Origin of the sequence: Thiothrix nivea DSM 5205 (assembly GCF_000260135.1) — a bacterium.
Classification (GTDB): domain Bacteria; phylum Pseudomonadota; class Gammaproteobacteria; order Thiotrichales; family Thiotrichaceae; genus Thiothrix; species Thiothrix nivea.
This window is the reverse complement of sequence record NZ_JH651384.1, coordinates 2,315,712-2,329,099: the sequence shown is the minus strand read 5'-3', so window position 1 is coordinate 2,329,099 and position 13,388 is coordinate 2,315,712. Positions and strand designations below refer to the sequence as shown.

Below are 13,388 nucleotides of genomic sequence, written 5' to 3'. Positions count from 1 at the left end.
CGCAGTGGAGATCAGGCAGATTTGGGTAGTTTGAATACCCACAGGCTGCCACCCTGATTCAGGTGCTTGACGCGCTCGGCAACGTCACCGCCCCACAATGGCACCGCACCACCCCAACCGGATGGAACGGCTACGAACTGTTCGCCATCCTGTTCCCAGGTGATCGGGCAGCCAACCACGCCGGAACCAGTCTGGAACTTCCACAGTTCTTGCCCGCTCTTGGCATCAAACGCTTTCAGGTAGCCTTCCGGCGTGCCGGTGAATACCAGATTGCCCGCCGTAGTCAGCACGCCGCCCCACAGTGGCGCGTTGTTCTTGGCTTCCCACGCAATCTTGCCGGTTTTAGGGTCAATGGCACGCAGCGCGCCGATGTAATCCTCGTTCAACGGTTTGATGGTGAAACCCGCGCCAAGGTAGGCCGCACCTTTCTTGTAAGTGACCGGCTCATTCCAGATGTCCATGCCCCATTCGTTGGCGGGCACGTAGAACAAATCGGTACCAGGGTTGTAGGCCATTGGCATCCAGTTCTTGCCACCAAGGAAGGACGGCGCGGCAAATACCGATTTGCCTTTCTCGCCTTCCGGCGCACCGGGGCGGTTGGCGTCGATGTATTCAGGGCGGCCCGTCTTCAGGTCGATGCCCTTCGCCCAGGTAATCTGGTTGACGAATGGGGTGGCATTGATCAGCTCGCCGTTTTCACGGTTCAGGACGTAGAAGAAACCGTTACGGTCAGCATGGCCGCCCGCCTTGATGACCGTGCCATCTTCTTTCTTCAGGTCGAAGGAAACGAATTCGTTTACGCCGTCAAAATCCCAACCGTCATGCGGCGTCCACTGGTAGTGCCACTTGATCTTGCCGTCATCCGGGTTGATCGCCAGTATGGAGGAGGAATACAGGTTGTCGCCGGGGCGCAAATGCGAGTTCCACGGGGCCGGGTTGCCCGCGCCAAAGAACAGGGTGTCGGTATCGGCGTCATAAGTGCCGCCCAGCCAGGTGGCCGCGCCGCCGGTTTTCCACAGGTCGCCTTCCCAGCTCTTGTTGGTTTCGCCGGTAATGCCGTTGTCCTTGCCATCCAGTGTGCCCATGTGGCCTTCCACGGTCGGGCGTGACCAGACCAGCTTGCCGGTCTTGGCATCACGCGCATCCACCCGGCCTACCACGCCGAATTCACCACCGGAGACGCCGGTGATGACCTTGCCCTTGACGACGATGGGCGCGGCGGTGTTGGAATAGCCAGCCTTGTAGTCATCCAGTTTTTCCTTCCACACGACTTTGCCGGTATCCTGATCCAGCGCTACCAGTTGCGCATCCAGGGTGGAAAAGATGAACAGGTTGTCATACAGCGCGCCGCCACGGTTGACCACATCACAGCAAGGCAGGATGCCGTCCGGCAGGCGGTGGTCATACTGCCACAGTTCCTCGCCAGTCTTGGCATCGACAGCGAACACGCGGGAATAGGAGGCCGTGACGAAAATCTTGCCGTTACTGACCAGCGGCTGAGCTTCCTGGCCGCGTTGTTTCTCATCACCGAATGACAGAACGTAGGCAGGCACCAGGTTTTTGACGGTTTCAGTATTCAGGGTTTCCAGCGGGCTAAAACGTTGGCCTTGCAAACCCATGCCATAGCTCACCACGTCATGGGTGGTTTTGGCATCGTCGGTAATATCCTGATCAGTAACCGCTGCCATTAGGGTAGGCGTACTCAGTGCGCAACCAATGGTCAGCGCGAGCAATGCTTTACGGAATGAACGCTCTGTTTTCATGAATCGAATCTCCTCTCCAGCTATCAAGCCAATTTGTCGGATTAAAGCCTGCAACAGCTCTCCCCAGACCTTGCAGGTGTTGAAAAACAGCTTATCCAACATCAGGTTGGAAAAAGGTTGGGCGTTTTTGATTTTTGTCGTTGCCGGAAAACCATGGGTCTGCTAGGCGCTTGTGTACCCAGTCGGGTAGTGTCAATCGCTTGCTCAATGAGGTGATGGTGCGGTGATTTGGCGCAAGTTGGGTCGGCATTGGCCGGGTCGCCGGTCAGCTTGAACGCCTGACAATGACAGCCGCCAAAGTCCTTTTCACGCTCGTCACAGCTGCGGCATGGCTCTTTCATCCAGCCTTCGCCACGGAAATGGTTGAAAGTAGAGGATTCGTTCCACAGCCATTCCATGCTGTGCTCACGCACGTTGAACAGTTCCAACCCCGGCAGGTCGCGGGCGGCATGGCAAGGCAACGCCACGCCATCCGGCGCGACCGCGAGGAATACGCGCCCCCAACCGCCGACACAGGCTTTGGGGCGGTTTTCGTAGTAATCAGGCACGACGTAGTAAATCCGCATCCTGCCCTTGAGTTTTTCCTGATATTCGTGGGCGACACGCTCGGCTTCGCGCACCTGTTCCAGCGTCGGCAGCAGGTGGTCGCGGTTGAGCAGCGCCCAGCCCTCGAACTGGGTGGTGGCCAGTTCCACATAATCGGCCTGCAATTCCGCCGCCAGTTCCAGCATCTGCGGGATGCGGTGGGTATTCTGCCGGTGGATGACGAAACACAGCACCATCGGGTAGCCATTCGCCTTGACCGCCCGCGACATCTCCAGCTTGTGCTGGAAAGCCTGCGTACCGGCCAGATAGTCGTTCAGCACCGCATCGTCGGCCTGGAAGCTGACCTGGATGTGATCCAGCCCCAGCTCACGGAAACGTGCCACCCGGTCGCCATCCATGCCGATACCGGAGGTGATCAGGTTGCTGTAGTAGCCGAGTTTGCGCGCCTCACCGATCAGGTCTTCCAGATCCTTGCGCACCAGCGGTTCGCCGCCAGAAAAGCCGAGCTGCGCCGCACCCAGTTGGCGGGCTTCGTGCAAAACGCGCAACCAGGTTTCGGTATCGAGTTCGTCTTTCTTGGGGACGAGGTTGAGCGGGTTGCTGCAATACGGGCATTGCAGCGGGCAGGAATGGGTGATTTCCGCCAGCAGCCACAGCGGTGGGGGTGGTTTAGGCATAGCGCACCCACCCGCGTTCAATCGCTTCGTTGAGGAAGCTGACCACATCTTCGCGCAGGTTTTCCGCCTCGTATTCGTTTTCCAGATCGGCAATCACGCGCAGCACGCTGCGCTGGCCGTCACAAAAGGCCAGGATGGCGGCGGCGGTGTCGTTCAGTTGCACCATGCCTTCCGGATACAGCAGCACATGGCAGTCCTGCACCGGTTCCCACTGGAAACGGTAGCCGGGGGCGAGTGCGGGTTTGGCGTTCAGGTTACTCATCTCCCGCCTCCGCAATGTTGAAATAGGGCGGCATGTGCTGGACGTAGGCCAGATACATCGCATCCAGCATTGTCCACAACACATCCAGCTTGAATTTGAGGATGTGCAGGGCGCGTTGCTGCTGCTCACAGGTGGTGAAATGCTGCAAGGTCAGCGCCAGCCCATGATCCACATCGCGGTGCGCTTCGCTCAGGCGGTTACGGAAATACTGCAAACCGGCGTTGTCGATCCAGGGGTAGTGGTCAGGCCAGCTTTGCAGACGCTGGCGGTGCGCGGTCGGTGCAAACAGTTCAGTCAGCGAGGAACACACGCCCTCGCGCCAGTCAGCGTAGTGCACGAAATTGATGTAGGCGTCGACGGCGAAACGCACCCCCGGCAATACATGGCGCTGGTCGAGCAATTCCTCACGCGGCACGCCGCAGGCTTCGCCCAAGCGCAACCATGCCTCGATGCCGCCGTTGGAAACGTGGTTGGTGGCTGGCCCACCGTCATGATCCAGAATGCGTTGAATCCACATCCGGCGCACTTCCCGGTCGGGGCAATTGAACAGCAGGGCTGCGTCCTTGCGCGGAATGGTGACCTGATAGTAGAAACGGTTCGCCACCCAGCCGCGCAATTGCTCGGCATTCAGCTTACCTGCGTACATCATCTGCTGGAACGGGTGGTGGATGTGGTAATGGCGCCCGAGCGAGCGCAACTGCTGTTCAAATTCGGCAGGTGTCCATGCTGTCGTCATGAGTCAATCTCCTCTCCCAGATTGACTTTGAGTATGGAATGGGCCGGGTTGGAGAAAGGTTGGTTGAGACGTTATTGGATCAGTCAGCATGAATGACCTCGGACTTGTGGCCGCCCGTGCTAAACTCTCTGCATACCCCAACCCAAATATTGCCACATTATGATCCAGTTTCCTTACGGTATCAGTGATTTCCACCTTATCCGCACAAAAGGGTATTTGTACCTTGATCGCACGGTAGCTATTCCAGATTTGGAAACGGTTGGACGACAGCTAGTATTCCTGCGCCCGCGCCGTTTTGGGAAATCCTTGCTGCTGTCGACGTTGGCGAACTACTACGATTTGTATACGGCGGATGAATTTCCCACGCTGTTTGGCGACCTTGCCATTGGCAAAAATCCTACTGCCGAATGCAACCAGTATTTGATTCTGCGTTGGGATTTTTCCAAAGTCTCGGCTCAGGGCGATCTTGCCGCCATTACTGGCAACCTGTTCCGTCACCTGAACGAGTGCATCAAGGGTTTCGCCCAAAAATATCAGGCAATCCTCAAGTTTCCGGTTACGGTGTATGCAGAGGATGCGCTGGCGAGTTTCGACTCTTTGGCCAATAGCGTGAAAAACAGCGGGCATACCCTCTACCTGTTGGTTGACGAGTACGACAATTTCGCCAATGAAATCCTCACCAGTGACCCGCATGACCGGGTGCGTTACCACGACCTGCTGGAAGGCGAGGGCGTGTTGAAAACCTTGTTCAAAGTGATCAAGGCCAGTGCGTCCGAGGGCAAGATTTCACGGGTATTCATCACCGGCGTATCCCCGGTGGTCTTGAGCGACATGACCAGTGGCTACAATGTCGCCACCAGCATTTACCTGGATGAACGTTTCAATGCCTTGTGCGGGGTGACGCAAGACGAACTGACGTTGCTATTGCAGCAAATTCTGCAAGTTCACCAGCAGGATGCCAGTAAAGTTGTGGATATTCTGGATGTGATGCGGCGCTTTTATAACGGCTACCGCTTTTGCGAAGTGTTGACGCTGCCCTTGCTGTATAACCCTACCTTGAGCTTTTACTGCTTGCGCCATTACCAGCAGAACGGTGATATGCCACGCCAAATGCTCGACGGCAATCTGGCGATGGATGCGGGGCGCATCCGTTACATTGCCAACCTGCCTGCTGGCATGGCGGTGATTGACCAGATTCTGGATGAAACCCACGCCACTCCCCTGCGGCAACTGGAAACCCGTTTCGGAGTGGAGCAATTACAGCGGGTGCAACACGACCCGGCCTACATGCTCTCCCTGCTGTATTTTTTTGGGGTGTTGACGATAGCGGATGTGGATGGCATGGGGCGGCTAGTGCTGGCAATTCCCAATCTGGTGATCCGTGGCTTGTACGTTGAGCAACTCAAGGAACAAACTCTGCCACGCTTTGAAGACCAGCAAACCGCGCAACACTTGGCAGAAAACTTCTACCAGACGGCTGATTTGCAGCCCCTGGTCGAATTCGTCGAGAACAAATATTTCGCCGTGTTCAGCAACCGCGATTACCGTTGGAGCAACGAACTCACGGTGAAAACCGCCTTCATGACGCTGTTGTTCAACGACCTGTATTACATCATGGATTCGGAAGCGGTGATCCAGCGGCGTTATTCCGACCTGCTGATGATTATCCGCCCCAATATGCGACGTTTCCCGCTGCTGAAAGACATCGTATTGGAATTCAAATACGTGTCGCTGGCAGACGCCAAACTCACGGCGAAACAAGTACGTAACCAATCCCGTGAAGCCTTGACAGCCTTACCCGTGGTGCAAACAGCGATGCAGGCGGCTTTGGCCCAGTTGCAGGATTACCGTCAGGCGCTGGAAGCCAAATACCGACAACCGGAACGCCTGCATTGTCTGGCTGTGGTGGCGCTGGGGTTTGAGCGGGTGCTGTGGCAAGCCTTGTGATGAAATTGCCAGCACTCCAATAACCATTGCTAATGGTTGAGCACGCCCGTACATTGATGATAAAGTGTTCAGGCTATATTCATCTTGGCGGATCATGGGGCTATGTTAGGTTGATAGTTGTGCAGAGGTTGTTGCATGAATGACCTCAGACTTGTGATAGCCCGTGCTAAACTCTCTGCATACCCCAACCCAAATATTGCCACATTATGATCCAGTTTCCCTACGGTATCAGTGATTTCCAGCGCATTCGCTCCCAAGGTATGTTGTACCTTGACCGCACTGCCCACATCCCGGCGATGGAAGCCGCTGGGGATCAGTTGGTATTCCTGCGTCCGCGCCGTTTCGGAAAATCCTTGCTGCTGTCAATGTTGGCGAACTACTATGATTTGTATGCGGCGGATGAATTTCCCACGCTATTTGGCGACCTTGCCATTGGCAAAAAGCCCACCGCCGAACGTAACCAGTACTTGATTCTGCGTTGGGATTTTTCCAAAGTGTCGGCTCAGGGTGATCTTGCCGCCATTACTGGCAACCTGTTCCGCCACCTGAACGAGTGCATCAAGGGTTTCGCCCAAAAATATCAGGCAATCCTCAAGTTTCCGATCACGGTTTATCCAGAGGATGCGCTGGCAAGTTTTGATTCTTTAGCCAACAGTGTGAAAAACAGCGGGCATACGCTCTATCTGCTGATTGACGAATACGACAATTTCGCCAATGAAATCCTCACCAGTGACCCGCATGACCGGGTGCGTTACCACGACCTGCTGGAAGGCGAGGGCGTGTTGAAAACCTTGTTCAAGGTGATCAAGGCCAGTGCTACTGAGAGCAAAATTTCACGGGTATTCATCACGGGCGTGTCCCCGGTGGTATTGAGCGACATGACCAGCGGCTACAATGTCGCCACCAGCATTTATCTGGATGAAGACTTCAACTCCCTCTGTGGCATCCCGGAAGCGGAACTACAGGGGCTGGTGCAACAAATCATGCAAGGGCATGGTTTAGCCGAGACACACGTTGCCGAGGTGATGGAAACCCTGCGCCGTTTTTACAATGGCTACCGTTTCTGCAAGGACTTGACCCAAACCACTGTCTATAATCCAACCTTGTGTTTTTACGCCTTACGCCATTACCAGAAAAAAGCCCAATTGCCCGATCAAATGCTCGATGGCAATCTGGCGATGGATGCGGGGCGTATCCGTTACATTGCCAACCTGCCAGCCGGTGCGGCAGTGATTGACCAAATTCTGGATGAAACCCGCACCACCCCCTTGCGGCAACTGGAAACCCGCTTCGGGGTAGAACAATTACAACGGGTGCAACACGACCCGGCCTACATGCTCTCCCTGCTGTATTTTTTTGGGGTGTTGACGATAGCGGATGTGGATGGCATGGGGCGGCTAGTGCTGGCAATTCCCAATCTGGTGATCCGTGGCTTGTACGTTGAGCAACTCAAGGAACAAACTCTGCCACGCTTTGAAGACCAGCAAACCGCGCAACACTTGGCAGAAAACTTCTACCAGACGGCTGATTTGCAGCCCCTGGTCGAATTCGTCGAGAACAAATATTTTGCCGTATTCAGCAACCGCGATTACCGCTGGAGCAACGAACTCACGGTGAAAACGGCCTTCATGACGCTGCTGTTCAACGACTTGTATTACATCATGGATTCGGAAGCGGTGATTCAGCGGCGTTATTCCGACTTGCTGATGATCATCCGCCCCAATATGCGGCGTTTCCCACTGCTGAAAGACATCGTGCTGGAATTCAAATACGTATCACTGGCGGACGCCACGCTCACGGCGGAACAAGTGCGTAACCAATCCCGTGAAACCTTGGCGACATTACCTGCGGTGCAAACAGCGATGCAGGCGGCTTTGGCTCAGTTGCGGGATTACCGGCAGGCATTGGAAGCAAAATACCAGCAACCTGACCGCCTGCACTGTCTGGCTGTGGTGGCGCTGGGGTTTGAGCGGGTGCTGTGGCAAGCGTGCTAATGCCTTCTGCGACAGGGTTTTACAACGCCAGCAGCATCCCGTCGTGGGAAACCTCAATCCCCGCAGCCGCCAGTTCCGCACGCTCCGGCGAACCCTCATCCAGAATCGGGTTGGTGTTGTTGATGTGGATGAGAATTCTGCGTACATCCGGGAAATTCGCCAGCCATTCCATCATGCCGCCCTTGCCAGATTGTGGCAGATGCCCCATTGCCAGCGCTGGTTTGGTGCCAACGTTACGGCGCAGCATTTCGTCATCCGTCCAGCAAGTGCCATCGACCAGCACGCAATCGGCATTGGCGAAAAAGGCTTGCAGGTGCGGCTCGATTTCGCCCAGACCCGGCGCGTAAAACAGCTTGCCGCCCGTTGCGGTGTCTTCAAACCAAAACCCCACGTTATCGCCAATACCGGGATCATGACGGTGTGGGGAATACGGTGGCGCTTTGCTGTGTAAACCAACCGGCGTGATGCGCAGGTTATCGAGGCCGGGAATGCTGAACGCTGTGCCATCCAAAGGCAGCACATGACGGTTTACGCCGCAGTAATGTTGCAGCATGTTCAATACCGGGAAGCCGGTGGTCAGGTCTTCGTGCACGCTGTCGGTGCAATACAATTCCAGCGGCTTGGGGCTTTCGCGCAGGATCAGCAAACCGGTGGTATGGTCAATCTGGCTGTCAGCCAGCATCACCGCCGTAATGCCGGTGTCGCGTAACTGGCGGGCAGGTTGCAACAGTTGATGGTTGGCGTTGAGCTGGGTGCGGATGTCAGGCGAGGCATTCACCAGCAACCAGTTCACCTTGTCAGTGGATACCGCGATGGAAGACTGGGTGCGGGCATGGGCGTTGATGACGCCCGTGCGTTCCCCTTCGCACATCGGGCAGTTACAGTTCCACTGCGGGAATCCACCGCCCGCAGCAGAACCAAGCACCAGTACAAACAAGGGATCAGCGGTTCATGATGTACAGGTTGATTTCAAACCCGTAACGCATTTCCTTGAATGCAGGCTTTGTCCATTTCATTGGCTTTTTCATGGATGATGTCTCCTCTTCCATTGGTAGGTTGATCGAGTTTTCATTATGCCAATGTGAGGTTGGGGAAAGGTAGGTCGCCGCCGCCAGCCCAAAAAAAATGCCGGGTAAAGGAGTCGCCCCGGCACAAGGAGGAAGTGTCAGATTGAAACCACCGGCTGCCGCTCTGAAAAACAGCCCGTGGTGTAGGGAAACATCAGAACGACAACATCGCCCCCACCGCGACACTGCCGGTTTTGTCGGTACCCACGCCATCCAGATTGCTCTTCTGGCTGGATGCCTCGCCAATCAGGGTCAAACTGTCGGTCAGGTTGTGGTACACGCCTACCGTCACCTTGTCGTTCTTGACCTTGGTCAGATTGGTCTGCTTGCTCTGGGAAAGGTTAAGCCCCAACTTGGTGTTACCCATCTTGTAACTGGCCTGCGCCATGTAGCCCTTGGACTTTTCCGCTTCCCCCGTCGTGCTGTCGAAACCGGGGAAAATGATACCGCCCAGACCGAGCGTATCCATACCTTTGCCCTGGTAATAGGAGCCAGCGAGGCTGGTATTGTTGATATCCACCTTGGCGAAGATGTCCGCGCCATTGATGCTGGGCTTGTCGCCGTTGGCCAACTGGACTTTCTGGCTCAGGGCACTGGCTGACACGCGGCCTTTCACGCCGTTGCCCTTGTCCCAATCGTAGCTGACCTTGCCATGGATGCCCGGCTGCCCGCCATCGCGGGTGGAGGAGCCGTTGGATTCCACCCCATCCAGCGGGTTGAAAACGCCCACGGTCGCTTCAACGCCACCCTTCTTCGGTGCAGTCCAGTTGATCTGTGCCAGACGGTCGGTATACACATAACCATAACCCAACCCGCCCAAGGTGGTGTGGCCAGGGCCTGCGGAAGCAAAGGTTGCGCCATTGCCGATCAGGCTCATGTCATTGATGATCGGGTCAAACCCGAACAGGCCGAAATCACGCCCGGCCTTGACTGTACCCATCTTGTCGTTGCCAAAGGTCAGGTACACCTGACGGGCGTCGACCGTGGAAAAGTCCAGCGCATCGCCTGCCAACCCGTTGGTGTCCTGCGAAGCCATGCCGTAATACACATTGACGTTACCACTGAGGTCATAACCGTTCTGTTTGGTCTTGGCGCTGAAGTTCAGGGAGGCGGGCAGGAGACCATTGGAAACGCTGTGGGTATTACCGTCGGCGACCGTTCCCGTATCCAGATCCGCACACGCCAGACCCGCCATGGTTCCGCCGTTAGCGCCCAGATCACCGCTGTCGCACTGGGTCACGGTGTAGAAAGTATTGACGTTGCCACCCAGACCCAGCTCCCAATCACCTGCCTGCCAAGTGGCGGCAGATACCGTTGACAGGGAACTGGCGGCCACAATGGCTGCCACCATTAATGCAATCTGTTTTTTACGCATATCATCCTCTCCATTCTATTTACTGGTTTACCCTGAATACGCCGGGTGGAGACGATGTTTAAATGTTTCAGGTTGGAAAAAGGTTGGTAATTGCTTAAAGCTTTCGGAAAATAATGATGGCAAGCACAACAAAACAAGTCTATTTAAAATGCCATTTCATAATTACATGATTTTTATGTATAAATTTTTAATTAATAAACAGAAATAGCTCCCGTTTAAAAAAAAGAGAGCCTGAAATTAAAACCCGAAACAAAACCTACGGATGACCCTTTCATTACATCAATCCGGTTATGCAACAATTGTTTAACAGTCTTTTAATCCACAAATTTACATGATATTCTCCGATAAAACACCCAGTACAATAGCGTAATCAGCATGTTAAGGCAGATACTACGCAACAGGAGGTTGGGAAAAGGTAGGTAAGACTATTTCCTGATCACCACAACGCTTTGACGCAGGAGGAGGCGGATGAAGCAGGCAAATTTGACAGGTGGCCCCCTGTCACAGCGCCGTACCAACATTGAAACCCAATGGAGCCGTTTTGTGGCGGGTAGCCCGTTTGTCAAAACGGAAAACGTGCGTGATGACATCATGTCGTCTTGGTTACGCAGCGCCCAACACATCAAACCACGACAACCCCACGCACCTGCGGATGACGAATACACTGCCGCCAAGCTCTGGCAGGAATCCCAGCTTTGCCAAGCCGCCCGCCGTGAGCAGGACGCGATGATGCAACTGGCCAGGGAAGGCGAGCTGGTCGCCGCCATTGCCGACCCGTGCGGACGCTTGCTGTGGACTTTTGCCAGCAGCCACATGCAGCGCCGCGCTGAATCCGTCAATTTCACCGCTGGGGGGCATTGGGATGAACGTTCGGTCGGTACCAACGCGGTGGGCCTGTCGCTGAAACTGCGCCGTTCCGTCACGGTGTTTTCATCCGAACATTACCTGCCGTTTGTGCATGACTGGGTGTGTTACGCCGCGCCCATCATCCATCCGCAATCCGGCGAATGCGTCGGCATCCTGGATATGTCCACCACCTGGAACCGCCACACGCCACTGGGGCAGGCGGCAGTCACGGAGCTGGCGCGTTCCATCGCTACCGGCTTGCCCCAGAACCTGCCGCGCGCCGAACTGGAAATCCATGCCCTCGGGCAACCCCGGGTGCTGTTCAGGGGTAAACCCTTGAACCTGCCCATGCGGCAGGTGGAAATCCTCTGCCTGCTGGCGCTGAACCCGCAAGGGCTAAGCCTGGAAGGCTTTCACGCCGCGCTGTATGGCGACTCGCCGGTTTCCACCGCCACCTTGAAATCGGAACTCTCACACCTGCGCCGGGTGCTGGACGGGCAAATCGGTTCGCGCCCCTATCGCTTGCTGATTCCGGCCTGGGCCGACTTTATCCAGGTGTGGCAAACCCTGCGTCAGCAACGCACCAGCGAAGCCTTTTCACTGTACCGTGGTTCATTCCTGCCGCAATCCGAGTCGCCGGAACTGGAGGAATGGCGGCACTGCATTGATGCGGTCATGGGCAAGGCGCTGGAATCCTGTCAGGATCCTTCCCTGCTGATGGAAAAACTGTGCCATAGCACAGCCGGTAGTGAACTGGTGCGTGAACGGCTGGCTGAGCTGGCGTCGGCGGGCAAGTTATGAGTTGTTTGTCAGGGCAGCGTAATGCCGCAGGTATTCCGGCTCGTAGGCTTGCAGGGCGGTGCGTAACTCAGCGGCGGCAATGAGCGGTGAAAGTGCGCGCGCCAGCACGTTGCAGTTCCATAGCCCGGCCAGTGGCTGCTGGCCAAAAGCATAACGGCCTTTTTCATCCGCCGGGTTGACCACGCAATCCGGGTCACGTTCCGGGGTAAAGCCACCCAGACCCACATCCAGCGTCAGTCCAAGGATGGACTGGTTGTCGGTGTTCATCACCCCATGCACAAACCCCACCGCCTGCCAGTGCGCCATCAGCCGCGCCGTGCGCAACACCACTTCCCGGAACAAGGCCGCGTATTTTGTTTCCCCCGCATCCACGCATTCGGGAAAATGCCAGCTGAGCACATGATCGGCCAGCGCCCGCAAGGCTGTGGTGTTGCGCTGGTAGTAAAAATTCTCAAAGCTGCCGAAACGCACATGGCTGGGGGCAATGCGGGTGAGCATGGCTTCCGGCCCAAAACCCTGCCGGTACACCAGCCCTTGACCCTTGATTACACACAGGCAGCGGGCGGCGGGCACGCCCAGTTCCGCCAGCCGTTCGCTGGTGGCGTATTCGTGCAGGCATTCGTCCAGCCCGGCGCGCCCGTCGGCGTTGCGGGCGTAGGGGGTGCGGCCTGCGCCTTTCAGGCAAATATCGAATAATCCGGTGGGCGTTTCCACCTCCCCCAGCAACACAGCGCGGCCATCGCCGAGGAAGGGGTTGAAGTTGCCGAACTGATGCCCGGCGTAGGCTTGCGCCAGCGGGCGGCTACCAGGCAGCAGCGCGTTGCCACTGAAGACTTGCAGGAAATAATCCGTGTCGAATTCGGCAGGGTCAAGGCCAAGTTGTTGCGCCACGGCGGGGTTGGCGCGTACCAGTTCCGGTTGTTGCAAGCCTTGCGGCTGATGTCCGGCATAGAACCCATCCCCCAGATCATGGAAATGCTGCTGGAGGTTGAGTTCGGCCAGCTGTTTCATGCCTTGGTTTTCTTGCCGCGTTTGAGCGGGGCTTTGTGCTTGAGGGCGATGTTGTATGCCTTGCGCGCCCATTCCAGCAGTTGATCCTGATCTTCCAGCAGGTCGGCGGGAACCGTCCAGTAGGACATGACCGCGACCTTGCCATCTTTCTTGCTGTAGCTGAACGGCTGGCTGCCCGCTTGTTCGTAGTCAGCCTGATTATCTGCTGTGACCTTGAAATAAAGGGTTTCGTAGGCCACCAGCCCGAACATCACGTCATCGCGGTAAATGCCGTGGCCACCGAACATGGCGCGGGCGGAAACCTGCCCGAGCGGGGCGAGCAGTTCGAGCAGGTAGGTGACGTATTCGCTTTGTTTGGGCATA

General features: G+C 56.2%; 12 protein-coding genes. 3 read left to right on the top strand and 9 right to left on the bottom strand.

Features of this window, described 5'->3' with window-relative positions:
• Positions 1 to 11: 11 nt before the first annotated feature.
• The 4 genes from THINI_RS11705 to pqqC all read right to left on the bottom strand — a co-directional run bounded on the left by THINI_RS11705 (position 12) and on the right by pqqC (position 3,984).
• Positions 12 to 1,763: a PQQ-dependent methanol/ethanol family dehydrogenase gene (locus THINI_RS11705; RefSeq protein ID WP_002708787.1), complete on the bottom strand. Its 1,752-nt coding sequence runs from the start codon at positions 1,761 to 1,763 to the stop codon at positions 12 to 14.
• A gap of 101 nt (positions 1,764 to 1,864) precedes the next feature.
• Complete coding sequence (pqqE, locus tag THINI_RS11700; protein WP_002708786.1) at positions 1,865 to 2,986, bottom strand: pyrroloquinoline quinone biosynthesis protein PqqE; 1,122 nt, start codon at positions 2,984 to 2,986, stop codon at positions 1,865 to 1,867.
• The gene (gene pqqD, locus THINI_RS11695; RefSeq protein ID WP_002708785.1) at positions 2,979 to 3,248 is read right to left on the bottom strand and encodes a pyrroloquinoline quinone biosynthesis peptide chaperone PqqD; all 270 of its coding nucleotides are present in this window, start codon (positions 3,246 to 3,248) and stop codon (positions 2,979 to 2,981) included. Before pqqD ends, pqqE begins: the two co-directional genes overlap by 8 nt.
• Positions 3,241 to 3,984: a pyrroloquinoline-quinone synthase PqqC gene (gene pqqC / locus THINI_RS11690; RefSeq protein ID WP_002708784.1), complete on the bottom strand. Its 744-nt coding sequence runs from the start codon at positions 3,982 to 3,984 to the stop codon at positions 3,241 to 3,243. The genes pqqD and pqqC overlap by 8 nt, the downstream gene beginning before the upstream one ends.
• Before the next feature lie 159 nt (positions 3,985 to 4,143).
• Here pqqC and THINI_RS11685 point away from each other — a divergent pair, with 159 nt between their 5' ends.
• Both THINI_RS11685 and THINI_RS11680 read left to right on the top strand, forming a co-directional pair.
• The gene (locus tag THINI_RS11685) at positions 4,144 to 5,931 is read left to right on the top strand and encodes an AAA family ATPase (protein ID WP_002708783.1); all 1,788 of its coding nucleotides are present in this window, start codon (positions 4,144 to 4,146) and stop codon (positions 5,929 to 5,931) included.
• Positions 5,932 to 6,137: 206 nt separating this feature from the next.
• On the top strand, positions 6,138 to 7,925 hold the full coding sequence (locus tag THINI_RS11680) for an AAA family ATPase (RefSeq protein ID WP_002708782.1): 1,788 nt from the start codon (positions 6,138 to 6,140) through the stop codon (positions 7,923 to 7,925).
• Between the two features lie 19 nt (positions 7,926 to 7,944).
• Here THINI_RS11680 and pqqB read toward each other — a convergent pair whose 3' ends face one another.
• The 3 genes from pqqB to THINI_RS11665 form a co-directional block, all read right to left on the bottom strand.
• Positions 7,945 to 8,862: a pyrroloquinoline quinone biosynthesis protein PqqB gene (pqqB, locus tag THINI_RS11675; RefSeq protein WP_002708781.1), complete on the bottom strand. Its 918-nt coding sequence runs from the start codon at positions 8,860 to 8,862 to the stop codon at positions 7,945 to 7,947.
• Between the two features lie 4 nt (positions 8,863 to 8,866).
• The gene (gene pqqA / locus THINI_RS27300) at positions 8,867 to 8,941 is read right to left on the bottom strand and encodes a pyrroloquinoline quinone precursor peptide PqqA (RefSeq protein ID WP_154724557.1); all 75 of its coding nucleotides are present in this window, start codon (positions 8,939 to 8,941) and stop codon (positions 8,867 to 8,869) included.
• A gap of 205 nt (positions 8,942 to 9,146) precedes the next feature.
• Positions 9,147 to 10,367, bottom strand: coding sequence for a porin (locus THINI_RS11665; protein ID WP_002708780.1), 1,221 nt, complete (start codon positions 10,365 to 10,367; stop codon positions 9,147 to 9,149).
• A 468-nt stretch (positions 10,368 to 10,835) separates the two neighbouring features.
• On the opposite strand from THINI_RS11665, the gene THINI_RS11660 reads away from it, so the two are divergent.
• Complete coding sequence (locus THINI_RS11660; protein ID WP_002708779.1) at positions 10,836 to 12,014, top strand: helix-turn-helix domain-containing protein; 1,179 nt, start codon at positions 10,836 to 10,838, stop codon at positions 12,012 to 12,014.
• On the opposite strand, the gene THINI_RS11655 is transcribed toward THINI_RS11660, so the two are convergent.
• Together THINI_RS11655 and THINI_RS11650 are read right to left on the bottom strand one after the other, a co-directional pair.
• Complete coding sequence (locus tag THINI_RS11655; protein WP_002708778.1) at positions 12,009 to 13,025, bottom strand: protein adenylyltransferase SelO family protein; 1,017 nt, start codon at positions 13,023 to 13,025, stop codon at positions 12,009 to 12,011. The two genes, THINI_RS11660 and THINI_RS11655, sit on opposite strands and share 6 nt — an antisense overlap.
• Positions 13,022 to 13,387 carry a TfoX/Sxy family protein gene (locus THINI_RS11650; RefSeq protein ID WP_002708777.1) on the bottom strand — a complete coding sequence of 122 codons (366 nt, stop codon included), beginning with the start codon at positions 13,385 to 13,387 and terminating at the stop codon, positions 13,022 to 13,024. The genes THINI_RS11655 and THINI_RS11650 overlap by 4 nt, the downstream gene beginning before the upstream one ends.
• Position 13,388: the final 1 nt, after the last annotated feature.